This is a genomic window from Burkholderia sp. 8Y (genome assembly GCF_902506145.1).
Classification (GTDB): Bacteria; Pseudomonadota; Gammaproteobacteria; order Burkholderiales; family Burkholderiaceae; genus Caballeronia.
This window is the reverse complement of the sequence record NZ_LR733520.1, coordinates 1,883,738-1,908,706: the sequence shown is the minus strand read 5'-3', so window position 1 is coordinate 1,908,706 and position 24,969 is coordinate 1,883,738. Positions and strand designations below refer to the sequence as shown.

General features: G+C 64.4%; 26 protein-coding genes and 2 tRNA genes. 17 read left to right on the top strand and 11 right to left on the bottom strand.

Features of this window, described 5'->3' with window-relative positions; all coding sequences use genetic code 11:
• Positions 1-31 precede the first annotated feature (31 nt).
• Genes pstC through phoR form a run of 6 tightly spaced genes read left to right on the top strand, consistent with a single transcriptional unit; the run spans position 32 to position 5,643 of the window.
• Positions 32-1,015 (top strand): phosphate ABC transporter permease PstC, encoded by a 984-nt coding sequence (gene pstC / locus GV035_RS19490; RefSeq protein WP_159836619.1) that lies wholly within the window; start codon positions 32-34, stop codon positions 1,013-1,015.
• The gene (gene pstA, locus GV035_RS19485) at positions 1,012-1,899 is read left to right on the top strand and encodes a phosphate ABC transporter permease PstA (protein ID WP_159836618.1); all 888 of its coding nucleotides are present in this window, start codon (positions 1,012-1,014) and stop codon (positions 1,897-1,899) included. The genes pstC and pstA overlap by 4 nt, the downstream gene beginning before the upstream one ends.
• 15 nt (positions 1,900-1,914) lie before the next feature.
• The gene (pstB, locus tag GV035_RS19480) at positions 1,915-2,790 is read left to right on the top strand and encodes a phosphate ABC transporter ATP-binding protein PstB (protein WP_159836617.1); all 876 of its coding nucleotides are present in this window, start codon (positions 1,915-1,917) and stop codon (positions 2,788-2,790) included.
• A gap of 41 nt (positions 2,791-2,831) precedes the next feature.
• The gene (phoU, locus tag GV035_RS19475) at positions 2,832-3,536 is read left to right on the top strand and encodes a phosphate signaling complex protein PhoU (protein WP_159836616.1); all 705 of its coding nucleotides are present in this window, start codon (positions 2,832-2,834) and stop codon (positions 3,534-3,536) included.
• Positions 3,537-3,576: 40 nt separating this feature from the next.
• Positions 3,577-4,278, top strand: coding sequence for a phosphate regulon transcriptional regulator PhoB (gene phoB, locus GV035_RS19470; protein ID WP_159836615.1), 702 nt, complete (start codon positions 3,577-3,579; stop codon positions 4,276-4,278).
• Between the two features lie 51 nt (positions 4,279-4,329).
• Positions 4,330-5,643: a phosphate regulon sensor histidine kinase PhoR gene (gene phoR, locus GV035_RS19465; protein WP_159836614.1), complete on the top strand. Its 1,314-nt coding sequence runs from the start codon at positions 4,330-4,332 to the stop codon at positions 5,641-5,643.
• A gap of 13 nt (positions 5,644-5,656) precedes the next feature.
• On the opposite strand, the gene ppk1 is transcribed toward phoR, so the two are convergent.
• Positions 5,657-7,720: a polyphosphate kinase 1 gene (gene ppk1, locus GV035_RS19460; RefSeq protein ID WP_159838073.1), complete on the bottom strand. Its 2,064-nt coding sequence runs from the start codon at positions 7,718-7,720 to the stop codon at positions 5,657-5,659.
• Positions 7,721-7,964: 244 nt separating this feature from the next.
• On the opposite strand from ppk1, the gene ppx reads away from it, so the two are divergent.
• Positions 7,965-9,473, top strand: a complete 1,509-nt coding sequence (gene ppx / locus GV035_RS19455; RefSeq protein WP_159836613.1) for an exopolyphosphatase — start codon at positions 7,965-7,967, stop codon at positions 9,471-9,473.
• A gap of 27 nt (positions 9,474-9,500) precedes the next feature.
• On the opposite strand, the gene GV035_RS19450 is transcribed toward ppx, so the two are convergent.
• Positions 9,501-10,322 (bottom strand): GNAT family N-acetyltransferase, encoded by an 822-nt coding sequence (locus GV035_RS19450; protein WP_159836612.1) that lies wholly within the window; start codon positions 10,320-10,322, stop codon positions 9,501-9,503.
• Positions 10,323-10,448: 126 nt separating this feature from the next.
• Positions 10,449-10,907 (bottom strand): SixA phosphatase family protein, encoded by a 459-nt coding sequence (locus GV035_RS19445; RefSeq protein ID WP_159836611.1) that lies wholly within the window; start codon positions 10,905-10,907, stop codon positions 10,449-10,451.
• Between the two features lie 123 nt (positions 10,908-11,030).
• Here GV035_RS19445 and GV035_RS19440 point away from each other — a divergent pair.
• The 3 genes from GV035_RS19440 to GV035_RS29525 all read left to right on the top strand — a co-directional run bounded on the left by GV035_RS19440 (position 11,031) and on the right by GV035_RS29525 (position 11,642).
• Positions 11,031-11,107, top strand: a tRNA-Pro gene (locus GV035_RS19440).
• A gap of 61 nt (positions 11,108-11,168) precedes the next feature.
• Positions 11,169-11,342 (top strand): hypothetical protein, encoded by a 174-nt coding sequence (locus tag GV035_RS19435; protein WP_159836610.1) that lies wholly within the window; start codon positions 11,169-11,171, stop codon positions 11,340-11,342.
• Positions 11,343-11,504: 162 nt separating this feature from the next.
• Positions 11,505-11,642, top strand: a complete 138-nt coding sequence (locus GV035_RS29525) for a hypothetical protein (protein WP_236572667.1) — start codon at positions 11,505-11,507, stop codon at positions 11,640-11,642.
• 11 nt (positions 11,643-11,653) lie between these two features.
• Here the strand turns inward: GV035_RS29525 and GV035_RS19430 are convergent, their stop codons facing one another.
• From GV035_RS19430 to GV035_RS19420, 3 genes are all read right to left on the bottom strand, one after another.
• On the bottom strand, positions 11,654-11,974 hold the full coding sequence (locus GV035_RS19430) for a hypothetical protein (protein WP_159836609.1): 321 nt from the start codon (positions 11,972-11,974) through the stop codon (positions 11,654-11,656).
• Between the two features lie 28 nt (positions 11,975-12,002).
• Complete coding sequence (locus tag GV035_RS19425; protein ID WP_442859597.1) at positions 12,003-12,695, bottom strand: peptidoglycan DD-metalloendopeptidase family protein; 693 nt, start codon at positions 12,693-12,695, stop codon at positions 12,003-12,005.
• Positions 12,696-12,824: 129 nt separating this feature from the next.
• Positions 12,825-13,736: an aldose epimerase family protein gene (locus GV035_RS19420; protein WP_159836607.1), complete on the bottom strand. Its 912-nt coding sequence runs from the start codon at positions 13,734-13,736 to the stop codon at positions 12,825-12,827.
• A gap of 506 nt (positions 13,737-14,242) precedes the next feature.
• Between GV035_RS19420 and GV035_RS19415 the strand changes: the two genes are divergently transcribed.
• The 3 genes from GV035_RS19415 to GV035_RS19405 all read left to right on the top strand — a co-directional run bounded on the left by GV035_RS19415 (position 14,243) and on the right by GV035_RS19405 (position 15,966).
• Positions 14,243-15,073 (top strand): undecaprenyl-diphosphate phosphatase, encoded by an 831-nt coding sequence (locus tag GV035_RS19415; protein ID WP_159836606.1) that lies wholly within the window; start codon positions 14,243-14,245, stop codon positions 15,071-15,073.
• Between the two features lie 91 nt (positions 15,074-15,164).
• Positions 15,165-15,241 (top strand) — tRNA-Arg (locus GV035_RS19410).
• A 269-nt stretch (positions 15,242-15,510) separates the two neighbouring features.
• Positions 15,511-15,966 carry a hypothetical protein gene (locus tag GV035_RS19405; protein WP_159836605.1) on the top strand — a complete coding sequence of 152 codons (456 nt, stop codon included), beginning with the start codon at positions 15,511-15,513 and terminating at the stop codon, positions 15,964-15,966.
• On the opposite strand, the gene GV035_RS19400 is transcribed toward GV035_RS19405, so the two are convergent.
• Both GV035_RS19400 and GV035_RS19395 read right to left on the bottom strand, forming a co-directional pair.
• Positions 15,866-17,167: a cyanate transporter gene (locus GV035_RS19400; RefSeq protein WP_159836604.1), complete on the bottom strand. Its 1,302-nt coding sequence runs from the start codon at positions 17,165-17,167 to the stop codon at positions 15,866-15,868. The genes GV035_RS19405 and GV035_RS19400 overlap by 101 nt on opposite strands.
• Positions 17,164-18,354, bottom strand: a complete 1,191-nt coding sequence (locus GV035_RS19395) for an amidohydrolase family protein (protein WP_159836603.1) — start codon at positions 18,352-18,354, stop codon at positions 17,164-17,166. Before GV035_RS19395 ends, GV035_RS19400 begins: the two co-directional genes overlap by 4 nt.
• 136 nt (positions 18,355-18,490) lie before the next feature.
• Between GV035_RS19395 and GV035_RS19390 the strand changes: the two genes are divergently transcribed.
• The 3 genes from GV035_RS19390 (at position 18,491) to GV035_RS19380 (ending at position 20,297) form a co-directional block, all read left to right on the top strand.
• Positions 18,491-19,180 (top strand): GntR family transcriptional regulator, encoded by a 690-nt coding sequence (locus GV035_RS19390; protein WP_159836602.1) that lies wholly within the window; start codon positions 18,491-18,493, stop codon positions 19,178-19,180.
• 234 nt (positions 19,181-19,414) lie between these two features.
• Positions 19,415-19,813, top strand: a complete 399-nt coding sequence (locus tag GV035_RS19385) for an RT0821/Lpp0805 family surface protein (protein WP_159836601.1) — start codon at positions 19,415-19,417, stop codon at positions 19,811-19,813.
• 22 nt (positions 19,814-19,835) lie between these two features.
• Entirely contained in the window at positions 19,836-20,297 is a 462-nt protein-coding gene (locus GV035_RS19380; RefSeq protein WP_159836600.1) for an NUDIX hydrolase, read from the top strand.
• Positions 20,298-20,307: 10 nt separating this feature from the next.
• Here the strand turns inward: GV035_RS19380 and GV035_RS19375 are convergent, their stop codons facing one another.
• Together GV035_RS19375 and GV035_RS19370 are read right to left on the bottom strand one after the other, a co-directional pair.
• Complete coding sequence (locus GV035_RS19375) at positions 20,308-21,267, bottom strand: transporter substrate-binding domain-containing protein (RefSeq protein WP_159836599.1); 960 nt, start codon at positions 21,265-21,267, stop codon at positions 20,308-20,310.
• A 94-nt stretch (positions 21,268-21,361) separates the two neighbouring features.
• Positions 21,362-23,071, bottom strand: a complete 1,710-nt coding sequence (locus GV035_RS19370) for a glutamine--tRNA ligase/YqeY domain fusion protein (RefSeq protein WP_159836598.1) — start codon at positions 23,069-23,071, stop codon at positions 21,362-21,364.
• A 318-nt stretch (positions 23,072-23,389) separates the two neighbouring features.
• On the opposite strand from GV035_RS19370, the gene GV035_RS19365 reads away from it, so the two are divergent.
• Positions 23,390-23,602: an ornithine carbamoyltransferase gene (locus tag GV035_RS19365; RefSeq protein WP_159836597.1), complete on the top strand. Its 213-nt coding sequence runs from the start codon at positions 23,390-23,392 to the stop codon at positions 23,600-23,602.
• Positions 23,603-23,609: 7 nt separating this feature from the next.
• Here GV035_RS19365 and GV035_RS19360 read toward each other — a convergent pair whose 3' ends face one another.
• The gene (locus GV035_RS19360; RefSeq protein WP_159836596.1) at positions 23,610-24,830 is read right to left on the bottom strand and encodes a CaiB/BaiF CoA transferase family protein; all 1,221 of its coding nucleotides are present in this window, start codon (positions 24,828-24,830) and stop codon (positions 23,610-23,612) included.
• Between the last annotated feature and the right edge of the window lie 139 nt (positions 24,831-24,969).

Below are 24,969 nucleotides of genomic sequence, written 5' to 3'. Positions count from 1 at the left end.
CGGTCTGACACGTAGCGTAACCAAGGCTCCCATGTCGGACATCAACCTAGCGTCGGCACCGCCGGCGGCGCAATCGCAGCGCGCGCCGAGCCGTATCGGCGACATCGTTTTCGGCGGCGTCACCCGGCTGGCGGCCGTCGTGACGCTGCTGCTGCTTGGCGGCATCATCGTCTCGCTCATCATCGCGTCGATGCCGACCATCGAGAAATTCGGTTTCAGCTTTCTCTGGCGCGCGGAGTGGGATCCGCCCAGCGACAGCTTCGGCGCCCTCGTGCCCATCTACGGCACCATCGCCACGTCCATCATCGCGCTCATCATCGCGGTGCCGGTGAGCTTCGGCATCGCGCTCTTTCTGACGGAACTGTCGCCCGCATGGCTGCGCCGGCCGCTTGGCGTCGCCATCGAACTGCTCGCGGCGATCCCGTCGATCGTCTACGGCATGTGGGGCCTGCTCGTATTCGCGCCCATTTTCGCCGCATATTTCGAAAAGCCGCTCGGTGCGCTGCTCGGCGGCGTGCCGGTTATCGGCGCGTTCTTTCAGGGGCCGCCCATCGGCATCGGCATTCTGTGCGCGGGCGTCATCCTCGCGATCATGATCATTCCGTACATCGCGTCGGTCATGCGCGACGTGTTCGAAGTCACACCCGTGCTGCTGAAGGAATCGGCGTACGGCATCGGCTGCACGACGTGGGAAGTGATGTGGAAGATCGTGCTGCCGTACACGCGCGCCGGGGTGATCGGCGGCGTAATGCTCGGTCTTGGCCGCGCGCTCGGCGAAACCATGGCCGTGACCTTCGTCATCGGCAACACCAATCTGCTCGACAACGTGTCGCTCTTTTCGCCGGGCAACAGCATCACGTCCGCGCTCGCCAACGAGTTCGCCGAAGCGAGTCCCGGCCTCCATACGTCCGCGCTGATGGAGCTCGGCCTGATTCTCTTCGTCATCACGTTCTTCGTGCTCGCGCTGTCGAAGCTGATGCTGCTGCGCATGCAACGCGCGGAGGGTGCAAAGTGAGCCGTCCCGCCACGTTCAATCAGGACCACGAGCGCACGGTCGCCACGCGCGCGAAGCTCCAGCGCCGCCGCCGCGGCACCAACGCAATTGCGCTGACGCTTTCGCTCGCGGCAATGGCCTTCGGCCTTTTGTGGCTGGTGTGGATTCTCTTCACGACGCTGAAGCTCGGCGTCGCGGGCCTCTCGGTCGAGCTGTTCACGCAGTCGACGCCCCCGCCGAACACCGACGGCGGCGGCCTCGCCAACGCGATCGTCGGCAGTCTCATGCTCGTCGTGCTGGCCACCTGCATCGGCACGCCGCTCGGCATTCTCGCGGGCGTGTATCTCGCGGAGTACGGGCAGAAGCGGTGGCTCGCGAGCGTGACGCGCTTCATCAACGACATTCTGTTGTCCGCGCCGTCGATCGTCGTCGGTCTCTTCGTGTATGCGCTCGTCGTCGCGAAGATGGGGCGCTTCTCGGGCTGGGCCGGCGTGATCGCGCTCGGATTGCTGCAGATTCCGATCGTCATCCGCACGACGGAAAACATGCTGAATCTGGTTCCGAACGCGCTGCGCGAGGCGGCCTTCGCGCTCGGCACGCCGAAGTGGAAGATGGTGATGTCGATCACGCTGAAGGCGTCGGTCGGCGGTATCGTCACGGGCGTGCTGCTGGCGGTCGCGCGTATTGCGGGCGAGACCGCGCCGCTGCTTTTCACGGCGCTCTCAAACCAGTTCTTCTCGGTGGACATGAATCAGCCGGTGGCGAATCTGCCGGTGACGATCTACAAGTTCGCGATGAGCCCGTTCCCGCAATGGCAAACGCTCGCGTGGGCCGGCGTGTTCCTGATTACGCTCGGCGTGCTGGGTCTGAATATCCTCGCGCGCGTCATTTTCTCGAAGAAATAAGGGTGGAGTGATTCCATGAATATGGTCGAAAGCGGTGTCAACCACCTGAATTCGAAGACTGAAGATAAGCCCGTCGAGCGCGGTCCGGTGCCGGGCAGCGTGCGTCCGACGCATGGTTCGCAGCCGGCGGATTCCATCAAACCGAAGATCGAGGTGAACAACCTCAACTTTTTCTACAACAAGTATCACGCGCTGAAGAACATCAATCTGCGCATTCCGGAGAAGAAAGTGACCGCGTTCATCGGTCCTTCGGGATGCGGCAAGTCCACGCTGCTGCGCACGTTCAACAAGATGTACGCGCTGTATCCGGAGCAGCGCGCGGAAGGCGAGATCCTGATGGACGGCGCCAATCTGCTCGACACGACGAAGGACATCTCGCTGCTACGCGCGCGCGTGGGCATGGTGTTCCAGAAGCCGACGCCTTTTCCGATGTCGATCTACGACAACATCGCGTTCGGCGTGAAGATGTTCGAGCAGCTGTCGCGCTCGGAAATGGACGACCGCGTGGAATGGGCGCTCACCAAGGCCGCGCTCTGGACCGAAGTGAAGGACAAGCTCTCGCAAAGCGGCTACGGTCTTTCGGGCGGTCAGCAGCAGCGTCTGTGCATCGCACGCGGCATCGCCATTCGCCCCGAAGTGCTGCTGCTCGACGAACCGTGCTCGGCGCTCGATCCGATCTCGACCGGCCGTATCGAAGAACTGATCGCGGAGCTGAAGAGCGACTACACGGTCGTGATCGTCACGCATAACATGCAACAGGCCGCGCGCTGCTCGGACTACACTGCCTATATGTATCTCGGTGAATTGATCGAATTCGGCGACACGGAAAAGATCTTCATCAAGCCGGCCCGCAAGGAAACGGAAGACTACATCACGGGCCGCTTTGGCTGATCGGCCGGTCAGCCAACGACAAAAGACTACAGGAGCAGAACATGTCCGATAAACATCTGTCGAGCCAGTTCGACGCCGATCTGAACGCGGTGTCGTCGAAAGTGCTGGAAATGGGCGGTCTCGTCGAGTCGCAGATCACCGCGGCCATGCACGCGCTCAACGAATTCGACGTGCAGGTCGCCGATCAGGTCATCGCGGCCGAGCCGCGCCTGAACACGATGGAAGTCGAGATCGACGAGGAGTGCAGCAACATCATCGCGCGCCGTCAGCCGGCCGCGCGCGATCTGCGTCTGCTCATGGCGATCTCGAAGACCATCACGAATCTGGAACGCGCCGGCGACGAAGCCGAGAAGATCGCCAAGCGCGTGAAGCGCATCAACGAAGACGGCGCGGGCCGCACGGTGAACATCGCCGAAATCAAGCTCTCGGGCGAGATGGCCGTGTCGATTCTGCGCCGCGCGCTCGATGCGTTCGCGCGTCTCGATACGGTCGCCGCCGCACAGATCGTGCGCGACGACAAGGCTATCGACGACGAATTCCGCGCCTTCGTGCGCAAGCTCGTGACGTACATGATGGAAGACCCGCGCACCATTTCGGCGGGCCTCGATTATCTGTTCATCGCGAAGGCGGTGGAGCGCATCGGCGATCACGCGAAGAACATCGCCGAGTTCATCATCTACATCGTGAAGGGCACGGACGTGCGCCATATCTCGCGCGACCAGCTCGAACGCGAGGCGCTCAGTTAATCCCACGATTCACTTCAAGCAAAAAGGTCAAGAGGTGCCGATGCCCAGCAGTATCCTCGTCGTCGAAGACGAACCCGCGATCTCCGAACTGATCTCGGTCAATCTGCAACATGCGGGACATTGCCCGATTCGCGCCTACAACGCGGAGCAGGCGCAAAACCTGATCAGCGACGTGCTGCCCGATCTCGTGCTGCTCGACTGGATGCTGCCGGCGAAGTCCGGCATCGCGTTTGCGCGCGAGCTGCGCAACAACGAGCGCACGAAGCATATCCCGATCATCATGCTCACGGCGCGCGGCGACGAGCAGGACAAGGTGCTCGGCCTCGAGATCGGCGCGGACGATTACGTGACCAAGCCTTTCTCGCCGAAAGAACTGATGGCGCGCATCAAGGCGGTGCTGCGCCGTCGCGCGCCGCAGTTGACGGAAGATGTCGTCGCGATCAACGGCTTGCGTCTCGATCCGGCGACGCATCGCGTGGCGGCGAACCATTCGGGCAACGACATCAAGCTCGATCTCGGCCCGACGGAGTTCCGCCTGTTGCACTTCTTCATGACGCATCCGGAGCGCGTGCACAGCCGCACGCAACTGCTCGATCAGGTCTGGGGGGATCACGTGTTCGTCGAAGAGCGCACGGTCGATGTGCATATCAAGCGTCTGCGCGCCGCGCTCAAGCCGGCGGGCTGCGATGCTATGATCGAAACGGTACGCGGCAGCGGCTACCGGCTCGCGAAAGGCGCGTAAGCCCGCTGTCCGTTCGCCGCCTCTTCGCCGTCATCCGATCTAGCCGACAACATGAACATCATCTGGACGCGTTCCATCGTGTCCCTCGCGCTCCTCGCGGTGCTGTGCGCCGCGATCGGCGCATTCGCCGGCGTGCCGGCGGCGCTCGCTTTCGCGGTCGTCATGCTCGTCGTGCAGAGCTTCGTGAGCACGTATCACACGCAGCGCCTCTGGCGTCTGCTCGACGCGCCCGTGTACGGGCAGGTGCCCAGCGCGCTCGGCATCTGGGGTGAAATCTATTACCGCCTGCACAAGCTCGCCAAACGCTGGCATGCGCAGGTGCGCCAGGTCGAGCAGCAGCATTCGCGCTTCATTCAGGCGATCCAGGCATCGCCCAACGGCGTCGCGATGCTCGACGATCACGACCAGATCGAATGGTGCAACGCCATCGCGGAGAAGCACTTCGGGCTCGACGCCAAGCGCGATCTGCGCCAGCACATCACGCATCTCGTGCGTCATCCGGATTTCATCCGCTATCTGAATTCGCATCGCTACGAAGAGATGCTTATCATGCGGGGCATGGGCGCCAACCGGCAGCGAAGCATCTCCGTTCAGGTGTTTCCGTACGGCGAGAACCGCAAGCTGATTCTCACGCAAGACATTACGGAGCTGGAGCGTACCGATTCCATGCGCCGCGATTTTGTCGCGAACGTGTCGCACGAACTCAAGACGCCGCTCACCGTGCTCTCGGGCTTTCTGGAAACGATGCGCGAGTTGCCGCTCGACGAAGCCGACCGTGCGCGCTATCTCGACATGATGAGTCAGCAGGCGACGCGCATGCAGAACATCGTGCGCGATCTGCTCGTGCTCGCGAATCTCGAAGGTGACGTGCGTCCGCCGGGCGACGAGCTGCTCGACATGCGCGCGGTGCTGCGTCATCTCGAAGACGACGCCAACAGTCTTTCGGGCGGGCGTCATCGCATCCACTTCCACAACGACGATGCGCTGACCGTGGCGGGCGCGGAAACCGAACTGGTGAGCGCGCTCGGCAATCTCGTGACGAACGCGGTGCGCTACACGCCGGATGGCGGCAGCATCGACGTGTCATGGGAGCGCGTGGAGGGTCGCGCGGTCTTCACCGTGCGCGACAGCGGCCTGGGCATTCCGGCCGAGCATATTCCGCGCTTGACGGAGCGTTTCTATCGCGTGGATCGCAGCCGTTCGCGCGATACGGGCGGCACGGGACTGGGCCTTGCCATCTGCAAGCATGTGCTGCAACGGCATCATGCCGATCTCGACGTGAAGAGCGAAGTGGGGCGGGGCAGTACGTTCGTCGTGCGCTTTCCTGCGTCGCGCACGGCATTGCGGAAATCGCTCGCGGCGTGAGCGTCCCGCAGCTTCAGGAACAGAATTTCGCGAGCAATCCCATCTGCGCGTTGCGCAACGCTTTTCCGGAGCGGCGCTTGCGATAGTGCCCGTCGCTTTGCATGACCCACGCGGACTGATTGTCGCCGAGACACACAGACAACCCTTCCGCGATCACGCGGCGCTTCAGACGCCGGTCGCGGATCGGAAACGCCACTTCCACGCGGCGAAAAAAATTGCGATCCATCCAGTCGGCGCTCGACAAATACACGTCTTCCTTGCCGTTCGCATAGAAATAGAAGATGCGGTGATGTTCGAGGAAGCGCCCGACGATCGAGCGCACCGTGATGTTTTCCGAAAGATCTTCGACGCCCGGCTTCAACGAACACACGCCACGCACGATCAGGTCGATCTTCACGCCCGCATGCGATGCCTCGTAGAGCGCCGCGATCACGGTCGGTTCGAGCAGCGCGTTCATCTTCGCGACGATGCGCGCGCGCCGGCCCGCACGCGCATGTTCGGCTTCGGCGCGGATCGCTTCGATCAGCTTCGCATGCAGCGTGAACGGCGACTGCCATAGCTGATGCAGCGCGATCTCGCCGCCGATGCCCGTCAACTGCTGAAAGACGTGATGCACGTCTTCGCACATTTGCTGGTCGGCGGTCATGAGGCCGAAGTCGGTGTACAGACGCGCCGTGCGCGGGTGGTAATTGCCGGTGCCCAGATGCGCGTAACGCTTGAGCACGGTCTTGCCGCCTTGCGACACCCGCCGCACGATCAGCATCATCTTGGCATGGCACTTGTGGCCGACGACGCCATACACCACATGCGCGCCCACCGCTTCCAGCTGCGACGCCCAGTTGATGTTCGTTTCCTCGTCGAAGCGTGCGAGCAGCTCCACCACCACCGTGACTTCCTTGCCGTTGCGCGCCGCCTGCATGAGCGCGTCCATCAACGGCGAATCGGTGCCGGTGCGGTAGATGGTCTGCTTGATGGCAACCACTTGCGGATCTTTGGCCGCTTGCAGCAACAGTTCCAGCACGGGCTGAAAGCTCTCGTACGGGTGATGCAGCAGGATATCGCCCTGATCGATGGCATCGAAGAGATTGGTCGTATTGGCGATCGACTTCGGCACCGACGGAATATGCGGCACGAACTTGAGGTCCGGCCGGTCCACCATTTCGGGCAACTGCATGAGCCGCACGAGGTTGACAGCCCCGTTCACGCGATAGCAGTCGCGCGGATTGAGCTGGCTTTCGTCGAGCAGACGGCTAATCAGATGCGGCGGCGTTTCCGCCGAGACTTCCAGCCGCACCGCATTGCCCAGATGCCGCGCCGGCAGTTCGCCCTGCAACGCGACGCGCAGATTCGTGATTTCGTCTTCATCGACGAAAAGCTCGCTATTGCGCGTGATGCGAAACTGATTGCAGTTGCGCACCGTCAGATGCGGAAAGAGTTCGCTCACGAAATGCTGCATGAAAGAACTCAGCAGCACGAAACCATGCGGATATCCGGAGAGCGCCTCGGGCATTCGCACGAGGCGCGGCAGCGCGCGCGGCGCCTGCACGATGCCCATCATCGCCTGACGGCCGAACGCGTCGGTGCCTTCCAGTTCGACGACGAAGTTCAGGCTCTTGTTCAGCACGCGCGGAAAAGGATGCGCGGGATCGAGCCCGATCGGCGTCAGCACCGGCAATAATTCGTTCTGAAAATATTCGCGCGCCCACGCGGTCTGCTGCTCGGACCAGCTTTCGGCGCCATGAAAATAAATACCTTCCATTTCGAGCGCCGGCAATACAGTCTCGTGCAGCATCGCGTATTGTTGATGCACGAGGCGTTGCGCGCGTTCGGACACGAGATCGTAGACGTGTTGCAGCGACATGCCGTCCGGCGACAGCGCGCCGGGGTTGTCGCGCATCTGCTCCTGAAGGCCCGCCATGCGGACTTCGAAAAATTCGTCGAGATTGCTGCTCGTAATGCAGATGAAGCGCAGGCGCTCGAGCAGCGGCACCGATGTGTCGGCGGCTTGTGCCAGTACCCGCTCGTTGAAACCCAGGATGCCTAGTTCACGGTTGAAGAGCGGATAACGTATCGACATCGGCTGGGCGTAAGGTGTCTCGATCGGAAGGGCAGAGAAGCGTTCGGATGATCTCACACTAGGATGTCTTTATTGTGACAGAACGATTTTCACAAATTCTACTCACATTGCGGATAGCGTCGCTAGCGGGCGCGCGCGTTCCAGATTCCGATCTGCGCGCCGGCATGAAATAAAATTCGTGGTTTTGGCAGCGTGTCACTGACCCGCGATTGCGCTTTCTCACTTCACGATTTCCGGATATCCGATGGTCACACATCCCCATCTTCTCGCCGCCGTCGACCTCGGATCGAACAGTTTCCGGCTGATCGTCGGCCGGGTCGAGGAAACGCCCGCGGGCAGCCAGATCTATCAGGTCGATGCGTTGCGCGAGCCCGTTCGTCTCGCCGCTGGTCTCTCGAAGGACAAGATGCTCGACCGCGCGTCGCAGTTGCGCGGCTGGGACGCGCTCAAGCGTTTCGGCGAGCGTCTGCGCGACTTCCATCCGGATCAGGTGCGCGCGGTGGCGACCAACACGCTGCGCGTCGCGAAAAACGCGCACGACTTCCTGATCGAAGCCGAAAGCGCGCTCGGTTTTCCGATCGAAGTGATCGCGGGCCGAGAGGAAGCGCGCCTCATCTATGCAGGCGCGGCGCATTCGGTGCCGGCGAGCGCGGGCAAGCGGCTCGTGGTCGATATCGGCGGCGGATCGACGGAGTTCATCATCGGATCGCATTACACGCCGATTCACATGGAGAGCCTCTATATCGGCTGCGTGAGCCACAGCCGCCAGTTCTTTCCGGCCGGCAACGTCGACGAATACACGATGCGTCAGGCCGAACTCGCCGCCAAGCGCGAGATTCAGATCATCTCGCGCGAATACAAGCAGACCGGCTGGGATCAGGCGATCGGCTCGTCGGGCACCGCGCGGGCGCTCGCCGAACTGGTGGAAGCCAACGGCTTCAACGATCCCGAGTACACGCACGGCATTTCGCGCGGCGGGCTGGAGCGCCTGAAACGCGCGCTCATCAAGGCGGAGAACGTGAACCGCCTGAAGTTGATCGCGCTGAAGCCGGACCGCATTCCGGTGCTGGCGGGCGGGTTGTCGATCATGCTCGGCGTGTTCGAGGAACTGGGTATCGAATACGTCGATACGACGGACGCCGCGCTGCGTCTCGGCGTGCTGTACGACTTGCTCGGCCGCTCGCAGCATCAGGACATGCGTACCGTGACGGTCGAGGGCTTCAAACGCCGCTACGGCGTCGATGCCGCGCAGGCCGAACGCATCGCCAATCTGGCGATCAGTTTCTACGATCAGTTAGGCGAACCGGACGCCGAGCGCAGCGTCGAGAATCGCATGTTTCTCGCGTGGGCGGCGTCGCTGCACGAGATCGGTTTGTCGATCGCGCATAGCGCGTACCACAAGCATTCGGCGTATATCGCGAGCAACGCCGACATGCCCGGCTTCTCGCGCACGGATCAGGCGCGGCTCGCGGCGCTCGTGCTCGGACACGCGGGCAAGCTCGGCAAGCTTGCGCAGGCGCGCGGCGTCGACTGGACGCTGCTGTTCTGCCTGCGTCTCGCCGCGCTTCTGTCGCGTCGCCGCACGGATGTCGGTCTGCCGGGCATCGAAGTGAAAGCCGCGGGCGGCGGCTTTGAAGTGCGTTTGCCGAACGAGTGGGTGACGAGCAATCCGCTCACCGACTACAGTCTCGTGCAGGAAGCGATGGAATGGGAAAAGATCGGGCGGCCGTATCGCGTGGTTTACACGGACTGAGCGGACGACTGGGCGCCCGGGCGGTTGTCAGCGTCCTGCATTGCCCATGAAGTGCCGCGCGTAACGCGCGTTGATCTCCGAGAGCCGGAAGAGCGTCAGAAAGTCCGCCGTGTTGAAGTCCGGATCCCACGCGGGCGCGCCGCAGATTTTCGCGCCGAGGCGCAGATAGCCTTTGACGAGCGGCGGCGGGCTGACCGTCACGCCCGTGCGCAACTCTTCGACCGGCAGCGGCGTGTGCGCGAACGCGCGATATTCGTGCGCGGTGAGCGCGTCGGCGGTCAGCGAACAGAACAGATTCGCGGCGTAATGGCCGCCATCGTTCATGCCCACGCTCGCGCAGCCGAGCATCGTCTCGTAGCCGTTCTGCATCATGTACGTGGCGAGCCCGCCCCAGAGCGACATGATGACCGCGCCGTTGCGATAGTCCGGATGCACGCACGAACGGCCCACTTCGACGAGCTTCGGCCGCAGATGCGTGAGACGCGACACATCGAATTCGCTTTCCGCGTAGAGCCGCCCGATGCGCGCGGCCTGATGCGGCGGCAACACCCGATACGTGCCGACCACTTTGAGCGTATCGAGATCGCGCACGAGCAGGTGATCGCAGTAGGCGTCGAAGGCATCGACATCGAGCCCCGCAGGGCCCGACAGATGCGCGCCCATCTCTTCGGCGAACACGCGGTAGCGCAGGCGCTGGGCTTCGCGCAGCGCGTCGTCGGAGCGCGCCCAGGCGACCTGCAAGCGGTGCTGGCCCGTGACCGTTTCGGCAGTGCGCGGAAGGTGGCGGCGCGAATCGAGCGAGTGCGATGACGCTCCGAATGGCAGGAAAGGCGTCGGCAGATCTTGCATTGGCATTCCTCGGCGGAAAGGAGACTTGAGCCTCGCCAATGTAAGGATGCCGGGTGACGCTCGCATGGCGTCGCAGTGACGTTTCGATGAATCGACACACGCCGCAACGACACGCTCACCGGACGCTCAAAGCAGGTCAGGACAGATCACCGCGCGCACCACGATCTGCCCGTCGCCGCCGCGCGTGCGGCCCTGAAACCACCACACGCCGCTCTTCTTGATGGACCAATCCGCTTCGTGTCCGGTCAGGAGCAGCGCGGCCACGCGCCCGAGCGTCGGCTGATGCCCGATCACGACGACCGTTTCGCCCACGCCATCCGGCCAGCCGGCGGCGTGCAGCACGGCTTCAGCGGTGTTGCCGGGCGCGAGATCGTCGACCACGCGATAGCGGTCGCCGAACGCTTCGGCCGTCTGGATGGTGCGCGTGGCGGGGCTGGCGAGAAAGACGGCGTCATCGTCGATCCGCGCTCGCAGCCATTTCGCGATGCCTTGCGCCTGCTTGCGTCCGCGCGACGTGAGTTGACGCGTGAGGTCGCTCGACGCGTGGTCTTCCGCTTCGGCATGACGCCAGAGAATGAGGTTCATCGATCGTCTCCAGAATGGATGGCCTGTTTGCAGACTTGATAGAACGTTGCGTGCCCGCTCGTCGCGTCGCGGCCGAAACGCATTTGCGGTTATGCGGCATCGACGCTACAATACGCGGCTCGTCGGAGCGTAGCGCAGCCTGGTAGCGCATCTGATTTGGGATCAGAGGGTCGAAGGTTCGAATCCTTTCGCTCCGACCACGATACAACGAAGGGGTTACAAGTCTCGGCTTGTAACCCCTTCGTCTTTTCAGGAAACCTCATGCCGCGTATCGTTCTGTCGTTCGCCTGCTCCGCTGCCTTCGCACTCGCGCTCGCAGCGTGCGCCGATTCCCCCAGCCAGAAGCATCCGCCGCAAGATCCGCCCGACTACCACGGCGTGCCGACCGACACGCGCCCGCCATCCATGCTCATCGCGCCGACACAGCCGCAATAAGCGTTCGCCGGACAGGCGAGGGCAGGACGAGACGCGGGCATCACCATTCGGACAGACCCGGGAATCGGTCAGAATAACTGGTTCGAAGCCTCTAGTGCTGATTGAAGCGAAGTTTTTGCTGCGCGGTTATCATCGGGCCATTCATCGCAACTGGGTTTCGCCATGAATCTGTTGTGGGTCTTCGCTGCCGTCGCGCCCGTCGCGCTCGCTTCGCTTTTCGTGTTCGCCGCGCATATCGATCCGGCGTCCGGCCGCTGGCGCGCGCGAAAAGGCGCCCGGAACAAGCCTTCGGACGCCTGAGTCCGCAGGCACTACTGCTTGCAGCGGATCACCATCGAACGGTTTTTGATGTTCGCGCCGAAGATCCCCGCCACGGACCCGCCCGAGGTCGCGCCATTGTCCGCGTCTTTCGAGATCACGTCATAGCCGTACGCGCCGCAGACTTCGCCGGCCTGCTTGTAGCACGCCGCCCAGCTCGTGCTCGCGTCGCTGCCGCTGCAGTTGATCGCGAAGCCGGTATCGCCCGAAGGCAGGTAGGTCATCGTGGCGGTGTGCGCGCAGCCTCCCAGCGCGGCGCCCAAGGCCGCCGCCGCGATCAGCGCGGCAGCAGTCGTTGTCTTCTTCGATCTCATCCCTCTTCCTCGTAACGGCCGCCCGCTTTTAGCGCGGCGGCAAATAGCGCGACGGGTCCGTCGAACGGCCCATGTAGCGCACTTCGAAGTGCAGCATCGTGCGATCGCTGTCGGTGTCGCCCATCTCCGCGATCTGCTGTCCCTGCTGCACGGTCTGTCCTTCCTTCACGAGCAGCGTGCGATTGTGGGCGTAGGCGGTCAGATAGTCGTCGCTATGCTTGACGATCAGCATGTTGCCGTAGCCGCGCAGGCCATTGCCGGCATAGACGACGCTGCCCGTCGCCGCCGCCACGACCGGCGTGCCCGCCGAATTCGAGATGTCGATGCCCTTCGAATTCTTGCCGTCGAAGCCGCGAATCACGGTGCCCTGCGCCGGCCAGACGAGCGATACGCCCGGTCCCGGTTTGGCCTGCGCCGCCGCGTCGGCCTTTGCTTCGTTCTTCGCGGAATTCGATGCGCCAGCCGACGTTGCGCCCGACGCACTCGCGCTGCCCGCAGGCGGCTCGACGCGCAGCACCTGGCCGACTTCGATAGCGTCGGGGTTCGTCAGCGCGTTCCAGCGCGTGATGTTCCTGATCGACGTGCGGTTTTCCCGCGCGATCTTGGAGAGCGTGTCGCCGCGTTGCACGCGATAGTATCCCGGCGCGACCGGCCCGGAGCCGCACGCGGCAAGCACCGCGACTAGCGTTGCGACGACCGACGCGCGGACGACCTGTCTAATTCTTTTTTGCAAAACCTGACCTCGTAAAGCGCCGCCGCGCGTCGAGCGGCGGCGGATCGGAAGGCAGGATTTTACCGTCCCGGATTTGCGCGCACCGAAAGGCGCCGCGTGCCGGCGGTGCGCTCGAGCTTATCGCGCGGGAGTGACCACGAGCCGAAGCGACGCCGTCTCGGTCTTGCCCGGCGCGAGCCAGCGCAGGCCGCAGCCGTTGTGGATGGCGTCCGGCAGGCCGATCCACGGCTCGACGCAGTAGAAGTCCGACGTATCCGACTCCGTCCACGTCGTGACCGCGTACCACGGCACCGAGTCCGGCTGTTGCAGCTCGAAGCTCACCGTCCGGTTCAGCGCCGGCAGCACGAGCCTCACGGGTTCATCCGAAGGCCCGGTGAGGCAATGGAAGCAATCGACGATGCTCGCATCCGCCAGCGAATAGCGCGGCGCGCCGGTCTCGGCATCGGTGATGGAGCCGTCCGGCAACTGACGCCGCCGCTCGGTGCGCGGCAACTCGACGCTGCTCTCGCCGCGCTGGTCGTGCGGCAGATGGAAATAGAAGTGATGCCCCGCGTAATAGGGCAGCGCGACTTCGCCGGGATTGGATGTCGTGAGTTCGACGTCGAGCGTGACGGCATCGACGAGACGGTAGGCCGCTTCGAAGCGAAACGCGAACGGATAGCCGTCGCGCGTTGCGTCGCTGTCGACGAGCGTCATGCGCAGGCCGTGGCCGTCGGCATCGCGCGTGGAGGAGAAGGGCAGATTGCGCGCGAAGCCGTGCGTGGGCAGTGCATGGACGACGCCGTCCGGATCACGCCATTTGCCGATTTCGCCGTCGACGAAATGCCGCCCGAGAAACGGGAACAGCAGCGGATTGCCGCCGCGAACCTTCGCGGCGTTGGACCAGGCGGCTGCATCCAGCGCGGCCGGCCATTGAATGACCGGCTCGCCGCCGACGCGCCAGGTCATGAGCCGCCCGCCCGCATGCGGCGCGAGCTGGATGGCCGCGCCGTCGCGCTCGATTTCGATGACGTCTTTCTCGGATGACATGGTGGCAACGCGCTCCGTAATGGCCGACTGGTTTCAGGATTCGTCGATTCTGCCTTGGATTGTTCTACGCAGAAACCCTTTGCGGGAAACTGCGACTGCCAGGCGCCATGGCGATGTGTTGTTATACGGTTCCAATGTGAGGAATCAGACGGACAGGAGTCAGCATGGATCTGGCGATGGCAATGGGCGTCGCGATGTTCAGCCTCTTCGGCGCGAGCACGGCGCTTTTTCTCTTCAAACTCAAGGGTTGAACGGCAAGCGCGCCCGCTCTGTTTCTTTCGATTGCATTGGCATCCGCTTTCGTTATTCGTTGAATCGCCGACGTTCCGCTGTCGGTTTCTATTTGTGTGCGCAAGGCGCTTGGCGCTGGGTTTTCCCCTAGGCATAATCGGTCCCGGCTTGCGCGTCGCAACATTTTTCCCTGTTTGTGTCTCTGCTCTGCGCCTCACGGCGCTGCGAGCGATTTGCGGCGCGTCGTTCATTTCCTCCACGACAAGGACCGACGCGTGACTCTCTGGTTTCTCGTATTTCTCAGCGTCCTTCAGGGCGTAACCGAACTGTTTCCGGTCAGCAGTCTCGGCCATACATTGCTGGTTCCCGGCCTCATCGGCATGCATATCGACAAGCACGCGCCGCAGCTGCTGCCGTTTCTCGTGGCATTGCATCTCGGCACGGCGCTCGCGCTGCTGTGGTATTTCCGCAAGCGATGGATCGCGCTGATCGCCGGCTGGTTCGCGTCCTTCGGCGGACGCCGCAACGAAGACGGCCATATGATGTGGGCGCTCATCATCGGCACGATTCCGACGGGCATCGTCGGTCTGTTGCTGGAAAAGCGGCTGGAAGCGCTGTTTCACGATCTGCGGATCGTCGCGGCGGCGCTGATCGTCAACGGCGTGCTGCTGTGGCTCGGCGATCGCTTGCAGCGCAGCCGCGCCGCGCGTGCGCCGGAGAAGCTCACGTTCAAGCAGGCGTTTCTCGTCGGCCTCGCGCAGATCGGCGCGCTGATTCCCGGCTTCTCGCGTAGCGGCCTGACGATGATCGCGGGCGTGGGCGCCGGACTGACGGCCGAAGCGGCGGCCGAATTCTCGTTCCTGCTCGGCACGCCGATCATTTTCGCGGCGGGCATCCTCGAATTGCCGAAGCTCTTTCACGCGCCCGGCCAACTGTTCGACGCCGCGCTCGGCGGCGTGCTGACGGGCATCGCCGCTTACCTGAGCGTGCGCTTTCTGATGCGCTACTTCGAAGGCCACGGCAAGCTGGCGTCGTTCGGCGTGTATTGCGTGATCGCGGGCATCTTCTTTCTGGGCTGGTTCATGATGCACGCTCAGCCGGTTTGATGCCGGTCTGATGCCGGTATTCGCGCGGTATGGCGGATGAGGTAAAATCCGGCGTTTCCCCGGCTGCGCGACTTCTGCGCGCAGCCGTCACCCGCCCTTAGCTCAGTTGGATAGAGCAACGGCCTTCTAAGCCGTAGGTCACACGTTCGAATCGTGTAGGGCGGGCCAAGTCGCTATTGAAGGGCTGCGCGTCGCGTAGCCCTTTGTCGTTCGTGCCCTGCGGCCCGCGATCATTAGCATTCCTGTTCGACCTTCGCGCACGCGTCCCAAAGCTCATACCTTTTCTTCGTCGAACTGGCCCGCTTCCTGCCCGTATTCGCCCCGCACGCGGCGCTTCACGACTCACGCCATTAACCGTCGACAGCGCCGCTCGCCAGCGGTGCGCGCATGCATCATCGCGGCGCGCGATGCACCGAATGCAATCGCGAAGAGGGCGCATGAACAAACGAGCCTACGAATCGAGTACGGCGCAATGCGCGCTATGGAACCGCAGGCAGTTGCGTCTGGAACGGGAAGCGCGGCGCGTGCTCGTCGCGTCGACGGAGCGCGCGCTCGCCGAATCGCTCGTCAAGCTATTCGATCTCAAGGGCTTTCCCGCGCGATTCGTCGCCGACGTATCGTCGCTCAGGCACAGCGTCAGCGAATGGCAGCCGCACGTGCTGTTCATCGATACGCGCCTCGGCGGATGCGCAAACTACGCGCTCGTCCGTGAGCTGCGAGCGCATCGGGAAGACGCGAACCGTCTCGTCGTCGCGATGAGCGGTTTCTTGCCGGAAGAGCCGCTCGCCGCGCTCAAGGAAGCGGGCTACGACGGTCACTGTCGCCGGCCGTGTCCCGTGTGGCAGATGACGGATATCCTCGACGAGTTTTTCGCGTGTCATCTCGTTCGTTAGCCGATGCCGGGCGCGGCATGGCGCGCGCATAGCTGCGCGGACCGAACACGACGTTGAGCCCGATCATCGCGACGAGGCTCGCCGCCAGCAACGCCCAGCACATCGTGAAGCCGCCGGTCGCATCGCGAACGATGCCCGCCGCGACCGGCGCGACCGCCGCGATGATGAAGCCCACGCCCTGCACGAACGCGACGAGACGCGCGGCGAGCGCGGGATCGTCCGTGTGATCGAGCGTCAGCACGAGCGTGAGCGCGAAGACGCCGCCGAGGCCGGCGCCGAGCAGCGCCACGGCGAGAACCGGCGCGGCGAGCGGCGCATCGAGCAACAGCACGAAGCCCGCGAGTTGAGCGAGCAGCCCCGCCGCGATCCACCCGCGCCGGTCCCGGCCGCGTCCGAAGCGCGACGCGGCCATCGGCAAGAGCAAGGCCGACGAAGCCTGGAATACCGTGAGCGTCGCGAGCAGCGCGCCGCTTTCGCTCACGCCGCGCCCCAATTGCTGATAGTACGCGGGCATCCACGCCACGAGGCAGGTATAGCCGCCATTGACGAGGCCGAAGAACACGCCGAGCGTCCACGCGCGCCGGTTCCTAATGAGCGAAGACGCGGGTGCGCCGCGTTGCATCGGGCGTGCGTGAGGGGAGGCGTCGGCGCGCATCAGCGAAAGCCACGCGGCGAGCGCGACCGCGCCCGGCAGCGCCCAGCACGCAAGCGCGGCTTGCCACGAGGCATGGCGCGCCACCGCCGGCGTGATGCTCGCGCCGAGCCCGCCGCCCGCCATCAGCGACGCGGAATACACGCCCATCGCGAAGGGCAGGCGCGCAGCGAAGCGCGTCTTCATCACGCCGGGCAAGAGCGCCTGAATGATCGCGACGCCCGTACCCGCCACCGCCGCGCTCGCAATGAAGACCGCCGCGTTGTCCGCGGCGAGACGCGCGGCGCAAGCGACGACGATCGCGACCAGGCCCGCGGCGACGCCGCGCGCATTGCCGATCGAACGCGACAGCGCGCCCGCGCCGAACGCGCACACGCCCATCGCGACGACAGGCAGCCCCGTCAGCAACGACGCACCACGGAACGAGAGCCCCGTCGCGGGCAGAATCACGTTCATGAGCGGGCTCACGGACGTCAGGAGCGGCCGCAGATTCAGCCCGGTCGCGACGATGACGACGAGCCACGCGACGTCGATCGAACGCGGCTTCATCGCGTGAAATTCGCGGCGATCGCGACGCCGTTCGCCATCACGAAGCGGCGCGGCGGACGCAGCGCGAGCGCATGCGCGATAGTCTCCGCTTCCAGCAGCACGAGGTCCGCGCGCATGCCCGGTGCGAGACCATAACGCGTGAAGCCGCAGGCACGGGCCGCGTCGGTCGAGATGCAATCGAACGCGGCGGCGAGGTCGTCGTCGCGACGCAGGTCGTAGCGCATCGCGAGCAGCATCGCGCGTTCGAGCATGTCGGGCGAGCCGAACGGCGTCCACGTGTCGCGCACGCCGTCGTTGCCGGCGAAGAGCGTGACGCCCGCCGCGCGCGCCTCGTGAAAGGGCGGCACGCTCACGGACGCCGGAGCAGTCGTGAGCAGCGCAACGCGGTTCAGCGCGATGCGCTCGAGCAACGCGCGGCGCCTGGCGTCCGGCAACGCGCCGAGCGCGAACGCATGACTCACGACGACGCGTCCCTGATAACCGTGCGCCTCCACGCGATCGAGCAGCAGGTCGAGCGTGAACGCGCCGAGCTCGCCCGGTTCGTGCAAGTGGATGTCGATCGGCTTGCCGTGCTTCGCGGCGAGCGCGAACGTCATGTCGAGCGATGCGGCCGGATCGCCGTCGATGGCTGCGGGGTCGAGCGCGCCGAGCACGTCCGCGCCTTCACGCAACGCGGCATCGAGCAGTTCGCGCGTGCCTTCGCGTTTCAGCACGCCGGATTGCGGGAACGCGACGATCTGCATGTCGAGCACGTCGGCGAGTGCGGCGCGCGTTGCCATCACGCCTTCGAGATGGCGCAGGCCGGCGTCCGTATCGATGTCGACGTGCGTGCGCAGGCGGGTCGTGCCGCGGCGCAGGAATTCGAGTGCAAGCGCGCGCGACGCCTGCGCAGCGTCGTGTCCGCTTTTCCTGCGCCAGTTTCGTTCGTTCTCGATCCGGTCCGTGAGCCGCGGACCCACCGCATTGCGATACCACGGCATGCCCCACGTGGTCTTGTCCAGATGCGTATGGCCTTCGACGAAGCCGGGCAACAGCAGCATGCCCGCGCCGTCGATGACCGTGTCGCCCGCCGCCGGCGCGCGCTCACCATGCGGCGTGATGGCGTCGATGATCGCGCCCATGACCCGCACGTCGGAAAGCGCACCGCCGAACGGTCGTGCGCCGATGATCCACGTCGGATTCTGCATCGCCGTCTCTCCTCTATGCCCCGTTTTGGTTGACCATTGTAGCAACGCATGGTTAACCAAAATGCGCTTAACCCTGATGCGCCGCATTCGGCTTTCGCTACAATCGCTGCCAAGCCTTTCTACATCACACGCATTCATGGCATCGGAAAACGACGATACCGCACCCGACGAGCGCGTTCACCGCGCGATCACCTCGGCATTGCTGCGGGGCAAGCTGCCGCCCGGCGCGCAACTCGTGGAGCGCGAACTGGCCGCGGCTTTCGATTGCACGCGCGGCGCGGTCCGCAAGGCGCTCGCGCGTCTCGGCGCGGAAGGCAAGCTCACGCTCGAGGTCAATCGCGGCGCGTTCGTGCCGTCGCCGTCCGTGGACGATATCCGCGATGTGTACCGTGCGCGGCAGGTCGCTGAAGCGGGCATCGTGGTGGCGCTGTGCGGCACGCTTCGCACGCCGGACAAGCGCGCGCTGCGCTCGCATATCCGCAGCGAACGCCGTGCGGCAAAGGCGGGCGATGCGGCGGAGTGCGTGCGGCTCGCCGGCCAGTTTCATCTGCTCCTCGCGCAGCTCGCCCGCGCGCCGGAAGTCGAGGCGTTTCTCGCGAAGCTCGTCGCGAAAACCGAGCTTTACAAGGCATTGTTCGATTCGTCGAAGGTATCGAACTGCGCGTCCGACGAGCACGGCAGTCTCGTCGATGCACTGGAAGCCGGCGATCTCGACACGGCGCTGGCGACCATGCGCGAGCATCTGTCGGAGATCGAAGCCCGCGTCCTCGCACAAGCGAGCGCGGCGAAGCCCACCGGTCTAGCGACGCTCTTCGCCCAGGCTTGAGCTCACACCGCGATTCGCCTTTGTGAGTCCGCGCATCGGCTTTCGCGGGACGCGCAGCATCGCGCGATGCGATTCCCGGCTGCGGCGGCGGTGCGACGCGTTTTTCCGACGAAAGCGAATCGAGATCGGTAGGAAAACCGATCGCCGCCTCATGCTATTCTCGTCGCACTCCGGCTGGCGAGCGACGCAGTTCACGTCCCGGCTCCGGACCTTTCTGCAACGAGGAGAAATTTCATGCCGAGTCTTCATCGAGCACCCGCTCGCGCCTGCATCCGCACGACCGTGGCCGTCGCGTTCGCTGCCGCCAGCGCAGGCGCTTTCGCGGCCAATCTGGGCTTTCTGAACAACACGCCGATCACGTACATGAAACAGCGCGATCTTCAGGCGCTCAACAAGGCCGCGCAGACCGCGCTCGATACGAAGAAGGACGGCGAATCGCTCGACTGGAACAACGAAGGCACCGGCAACACCGTCGCGATCAACGGCACCGTGACGCCGCACGAAACGTTCGACTCGGACGGCCTGAAGTGCCGCAAGATCACGCTGGTGGCGAACGCGAAAGGGCAGACGCAGACGTGGGCGCCGACCGCCTGCAAGCAAGCCGACGGCAAATGGAAACTGAAAAAGCAATGAGCACGAGCGGAGCACACGCGCGATGACCGGCCGCACCGTTTCGTGCGGCGTCGTCATTCTGAACGCAGAGGGCGACGTGCTGCTCTGCCACGCGACCGAAACCGCGCACTGGGACGTGCCCAAGGGCCAGGCGGACCCTGACGAGAACCCGCGCGATGCGGCTTTGCGCGAGCTCGTCGAGGAGACGGGCATCGTGCTGTCGGAGGAGCGCCTTGCGCATCTGAAGGATCTGGGCCGCTTCGTCTATCGGCGCGACAAGGATCTGCACCTTTTCGCGGTGCGCGTGCGCGACGACGAAGTCGACCTCGCGAAATGCGTGTGCGAATCGTATTTCCCGCGCTACAGCGACGGCACCATGATCCCGGAGATGGATGCGTACCGCTGGGTCAGCCCCGCGGAAGTGGACCGCTTCGCAAGTCGCAGCCTCGCGCGCCTCTTTCAGACGACGCTCTCGCTCGCCGAACTGAACGAAACGCTCGACTAAGCACGGCCTCTCAGTCGGCCCTGCGGTCGTTCGGGTGTGCGAAGAGCGCCTTCATTTCCGGCGACATCGGAAATTGCAGATTGATGCCGTCCGGCGGAATCGGCTGCATGAACCAGGCTTCGTAGAGCTTCGTCGCTTCGCCGCTGCGCTGCATGTTCGCGATCACGTCGTCCACCATGCGCTTGAACACCGGATCGCCTCTGCGCATCATGCAGCCGTAGGTCTCGTTCGCGAGCGAACTGCCCGTCACCATGTATTCGCCGCGCGCCGCGCCTTGCTCGGCGATTTGCCCGTAGAGCAGCGGATCATCCATCACGAACGCGACCGCGCGGTCGTTCTTGAGCGCGGCGAAGCCTTCGGCGTGATCGCGCGCGCTGATGATGCGCATGTTCAGCTTGCGGTCCATCGTCATCTGCCGAAGGATGCGCTCGTCGGACGTGCCCGCCGTCGTCGCGACGGTCTTGCCGGCGAGATCCGCGTAATCGCGAATGCCCGACTTTCGCTTGACGGCCATGTGGATGCCATACCGGAAGATGCTGTTGGAGAACGCGACGAGCGGATCGCGCTCGGCGATGTGCGCGGTCGAGCCGCACTCCAGATCGACCTGATTGTTGACCACGTAAGAGATGCGGTTCGCGGACGTGACCGCCACGTTCTTGACCGCGAGATTCGGCATGTAGAGCCGCCGCTTCACTTCGTCGACGACCTTCAGCGCGATCGCATAGGAATAGCCGGTCGGCTGCTGGCGCACCATGTACGAAAACGGAACCGACGACTCGCGCGTGCCCAGCACGATCGCGCCGTTTTCCGCGATCTTGCGCAGCGTCGCGGACGGCGGCATCTGATCGACGGCGGGCTGCGCGGAAGCGATGTCCGTCGCGTTCGCGGCACGCGCGACCGGGCACGCGAGGGCCAGCGCCACCGCCATCGCGCACGCGATGCGAACTGCGGGCCATTGCGGCTGCTTCATGGTGTCCTCGTTCCGAGCGGCGGTTTTCATGACGTGTCGAGTGCTGCTGACGTTTCGGGCGCCACACGTTCGCGCGGCGCCCGAGTTCCGGCGATCACGCCGGCTTGCCCCAGCTGTCGCGCAAGCTGACGATCCGGTTGAACACCGGCTTGCCCGGCTGCGAATCGACGCGATCCGCGACGAAGTAGCCGTGCCGCTCGAACTGGAAGCGGTCTTCGGGCATGGCTTCGCGTGCGCTCGGCTCCAGATACGCGTTGACGACGCGCTTCGAATCCGGGTTCAGCGCGTCCAGAAACTCCGCGCCGCCCGCGCCGGGTTGCGGCTCCTTGAAAAGCCGGTCGTAGATGCGGACTTCGGCGGGGTAGGCCGTGGCCGCGCTGACCCAATGGATCGTGCCCTTCACCTTATACGCGTTCGCGCCTTCCGTGCCCGACTTGCTGTCGGGGAAGTAGTTGCAGTGGACGGCGGTCACGTTGCCGTTTTCGTCCTTGTCTGCGCCCGTGCATTCCACGACGAAGCCGTACTTGAGCCGCACCTTGTTGCCGGGGAACAGGCGGAAATAGCCCTTCGGCGGCGTCTCCTGAAAGTCCTCGCGCTCGATCCACAGTTCGCGCGAGAACGGAAACGAGCGCGCGCCACGGTCCGCATGATGCGGATGCACCGGCGCGCTGCACTCGTCCGTCTGGTCGTCCGGATAGTTGTCGATGACGAGCTTCAGCGGATCCAGCACGGCGATGGCGCGCGGCGCTTTCTCGTCCAGATCGTCGCGCAGCGCGCCTTCGAGAATGCTCATGTCGATCCACGAATCCACCTTCGTCACGCCGACGCGCTCCACCATCAGGCGGATGCTTTCAGGCGTGAAGCCGCGACGCCGCACGCCGACGATGGTCGGCATGCGCGGATCGTCCCAGCCATCGACGTGATTCTCTTGCACGAGTTGCAGGAGCTTGCGCTTGCTGGTGATCGCATACGTGAGGTTCAGGCGCGAGAACTCGATCTGCTGCGGCAGCGGACGCTTGAACACGCCGTCATTCGCGAGCTGCGCGAGAAACCAGTCGTACAGCGGACGATGATCCTCGAATTCGAGCGTACACAGCGAATGCGTGATGTTCTCGAGCGCGTCCGACACGCAATGCGCGTAGTCGTACATCGGGTAGATGCACCAGGTGTCGCCGGTACGGTAATGGTGCGCGAAACGGATGCGATAGATGACCGGGTCGCGCATGTTGAAGTTGGGCGAGCCCATGTCGATCTTCGCGCGCAGCACGTGCTCGCCTTCCTTGAACTCACCGGCCTTCATGCGGCGGAAGAGGTCCAGGTTCTCTTCGGGCGTGCGGTCGCGATACGGCGAGTTGATGCCCGCTTCCGTGGCCGAACCGCGCGTCGCGCGCATTTCTTCCGCGCTCTGGCTGTCGACGTACGCCTGACCCTTCGCGATCAGCATTTCGGCGAACTCGTAGAGCTTGTCGTAATAGTCGCTCGCGAAGTACTTGTGCTCGCGGCCGTCCTTGTTCCAGTCATAGCCGAGCCACTTCACGGCGTCGATGATGGAGTCGACGTACTCGACGCTTTCCTTCTCGGGATTGGTGTCGTCGAAACGCAGATGGCACACGCCGCCGTAATCCGCGGCGAGACCGAAGTTCACGCAGATGCTCTTCGCATGGCCGATGTGCAGATAGCCGTTCGGCTCGGGCGGAAAGCGCGTCTCGACACGCTGCGCCCATTTGCCCGAGCGGTTGTCGTCTTCGATGATGTTGCGAATGAAATTGGATGGCGCCGGGGCGTCGTTGCGATCGGTGTTCATGCGAAAAAGAGTGCCAACGGATGCGCTCGCGTGTGATCGGTTCGGCAACCGTTCCGCGCGGCTCGGAAACGGGTTCGAATCATGGCTTGATATCGGGTCGATTCTACCTTACGCAACCGGCGCGGGCAGGCCGGTTGCGCCTCGCGGCCGGCGGTGCCGCCGCGAGACGCTTCGTAACGACCGTAACGGGACGTAAATCGGCTTGTGAGCCGCATCGGGCAGATTTTATGATCGGCTCGGCGCTCGGGTTTCGGCCCGGCGAAGCAACGACAAACAAGACATCACAACGACAACACAAGCAGAAGAAGGAAGCCAGCCATGAAGAAGATCGCTACCACGACCATCAAGATCGCTGCGGCCGCCGCGCTCGTTTCGAGCCTCGCCGCATGCTCGGGCATGTCGCGCCAGCAGGCGCACGCCGGCGTCGGAGCGGCTGCCGGCGGCGCGCTGGGCTATGTGCTCACGGGCGGCCCGCTTGGCACCGTCGCGGGCGCGGCGGCGGGCGGGCTGATCGGCGCGGGCGTGCGCTGATTTCGGCTCAGATCGCCTTCGATGCGCGCAGCCGCGCGATTGCCTCGTCGTCATAGCCGAGCACATCCGCCAGCACGCTCGCGGTGTGTTCGCCCAGCATCGGCGGATGCGTGCGCGCTTCGGGCGGCGTCGCGCTCATCTTGATCGGGCTTGCGACGAGCTTCACCGCGCCGCCTTCAGGATGCGGCAAGTCGATCTGCATCCGGCGCGCCACGACCTGCGGATCCTCGAACACTTCCGCCAGATCGTTGATCGGGCCGCAGGGCACGCCCGCCGCTTCGAGCGCCGTGAGCCACGCGTGCTTGCCGCGCTCGCGCACCATCTCCGCGAGCATCGGCACGAGCAGATCGCGGTTGCGCACGCGTGAGGGGTTCGTCGCGAAACGCGCATCGTCGGCCAGTTCAGCGCGGCCGCCCGCTTCGACGAACTTGCGGAACTGCCCGTCGTTGCCGACCGCGACGATGACCCAGCCGTCGCTCGTCCGGAACGTCTGATACGGCACGATGTTCGGATGCGCGTTGCCCCAGCGCACCGGCGGCTTGCCGCTCGCGAGAAAATTCGTGTTCATGTTGGCGAGCATCGCGACCTGCACGTCGAGCAGCGCCATGTCGATGTATTGGCCTTCGCCCGTTCTGTCGCGATGGCTCAACGCCGCCAGCACGCCGACGGTCGCGTACATGCCGGTCATCAGGTCCGCGATCGCGACGCCGGCTTTCTGCGGGCCGCCGCCCGGCTGGCCGTCGCGCTCGCCGGTGATGCTCATGAACCCGCCGATGCCCTGAATGATGAAGTCGTAGCCCGCGCGCTGCGCATACGGACCCGTCTGGCCGAAGCCCGTCACCGAGCAATAGACGATGTCCGGCTTCACCTGCTTCAGCGATTCATAGTCGAGCCCGTACTTCTTCAACTGGCCGACCTTGTAGTTCTCCAGCACGACATCGCTTTGCGCGGCCAGCTCGCGCACGATGCGCTGGCCTTCTTTCGTGGCGATATCCACTGTGACGGACCGCTTGTTGCGATTCGCCGCCAGATAGTAGGCGGCTTCGCGCGTGTCCGCGCCGTCCGGCGTCTTGAGATAGGGTGGACCCCAGTGGCGCGTGTCGTCACCGGTGTCGGGCCGCTCGATCTTGATGACGTCCGCGCCGAGATCGGCCAGGGTCTGCGCGCACCACGGGCCCGCCAGCACGCGGGTCAGATCGAGTACGCGGATATGGCTCAAGGCTCCCATTCGATGTATCGCTCGCTCAAGGATGATTCGGTGGATCGGCTGCCGTATTCGCGACTGTCGCATGAAACCGCGCCACCGGGAAAGCCGGGCGCACCTGAACGGCGGCGGGACACCGCGCGCACGGCGCGCTCAAACCGTT

Excerpts from the sequence above, each read along its gene's own strand:
- GV035_RS19405 (WP_159836605.1), top strand. The coding sequence starts at position 15,511 with ATGAACAAACGAGCCTACGAATCGAGTACGGCGCAATGCGCGCTATGG.
- GV035_RS29525 (WP_236572667.1), top strand. The coding sequence starts at position 11,505 with ATGAATCTGTTGTGGGTCTTCGCTGCCGTCGCGCCCGTCGCGCTCGCT.
- GV035_RS19390 (WP_159836602.1), top strand. The coding sequence starts at position 18,491 with ATGGCATCGGAAAACGACGATACCGCACCCGACGAGCGCGTTCACCGC.
- GV035_RS19385 (WP_159836601.1), top strand. The coding sequence starts at position 19,415 with ATGCCGAGTCTTCATCGAGCACCCGCTCGCGCCTGCATCCGCACGACC.
- ppx (WP_159836613.1), top strand. The coding sequence starts at position 7,965 with ATGGTCACACATCCCCATCTTCTCGCCGCCGTCGACCTCGGATCGAAC.
- GV035_RS19430 (WP_159836609.1), bottom strand. The coding sequence starts at position 11,974 with ATGAGATCGAAGAAGACAACGACTGCTGCCGCGCTGATCGCGGCGGCG.
- ppk1 (WP_159838073.1), bottom strand. The coding sequence starts at position 7,720 with ATGTCGATACGTTATCCGCTCTTCAACCGTGAACTAGGCATCCTGGGT.
- GV035_RS19380 (WP_159836600.1), top strand. The coding sequence starts at position 19,836 with ATGACCGGCCGCACCGTTTCGTGCGGCGTCGTCATTCTGAACGCAGAG.
- phoR (WP_159836614.1), top strand. The coding sequence starts at position 4,330 with ATGAACATCATCTGGACGCGTTCCATCGTGTCCCTCGCGCTCCTCGCG.
- pstB (WP_159836617.1), top strand. The coding sequence starts at position 1,915 with ATGAATATGGTCGAAAGCGGTGTCAACCACCTGAATTCGAAGACTGAA.
- GV035_RS19435 (WP_159836610.1), top strand. The coding sequence starts at position 11,169 with ATGCCGCGTATCGTTCTGTCGTTCGCCTGCTCCGCTGCCTTCGCACTC.
- GV035_RS19400 (WP_159836604.1), bottom strand. The coding sequence starts at position 17,167 with ATGAAGCCGCGTTCGATCGACGTCGCGTGGCTCGTCGTCATCGTCGCG.
- GV035_RS19445 (WP_159836611.1), bottom strand. The coding sequence starts at position 10,907 with ATGAACCTCATTCTCTGGCGTCATGCCGAAGCGGAAGACCACGCGTCG.
- GV035_RS19365 (WP_159836597.1), top strand. The coding sequence starts at position 23,390 with ATGAAGAAGATCGCTACCACGACCATCAAGATCGCTGCGGCCGCCGCG.
- phoU (WP_159836616.1), top strand. The coding sequence starts at position 2,832 with ATGTCCGATAAACATCTGTCGAGCCAGTTCGACGCCGATCTGAACGCG.
- GV035_RS19420 (WP_159836607.1), bottom strand. The coding sequence starts at position 13,736 with ATGTCATCCGAGAAAGACGTCATCGAAATCGAGCGCGACGGCGCGGCC.
- phoB (WP_159836615.1), top strand. The coding sequence starts at position 3,577 with ATGCCCAGCAGTATCCTCGTCGTCGAAGACGAACCCGCGATCTCCGAA.
- GV035_RS19450 (WP_159836612.1), bottom strand. The coding sequence starts at position 10,322 with ATGCAAGATCTGCCGACGCCTTTCCTGCCATTCGGAGCGTCATCGCAC.
- GV035_RS19375 (WP_159836599.1), bottom strand. The coding sequence starts at position 21,267 with ATGAAGCAGCCGCAATGGCCCGCAGTTCGCATCGCGTGCGCGATGGCG.
- GV035_RS19370 (WP_159836598.1), bottom strand. The coding sequence starts at position 23,071 with ATGAACACCGATCGCAACGACGCCCCGGCGCCATCCAATTTCATTCGC.
- GV035_RS19360 (WP_159836596.1), bottom strand. The coding sequence starts at position 24,830 with ATGGGAGCCTTGAGCCATATCCGCGTACTCGATCTGACCCGCGTGCTG.
- pstC (WP_159836619.1), top strand. The coding sequence starts at position 32 with ATGTCGGACATCAACCTAGCGTCGGCACCGCCGGCGGCGCAATCGCAG.
- GV035_RS19395 (WP_159836603.1), bottom strand. The coding sequence starts at position 18,354 with ATGCAGAATCCGACGTGGATCATCGGCGCACGACCGTTCGGCGGTGCG.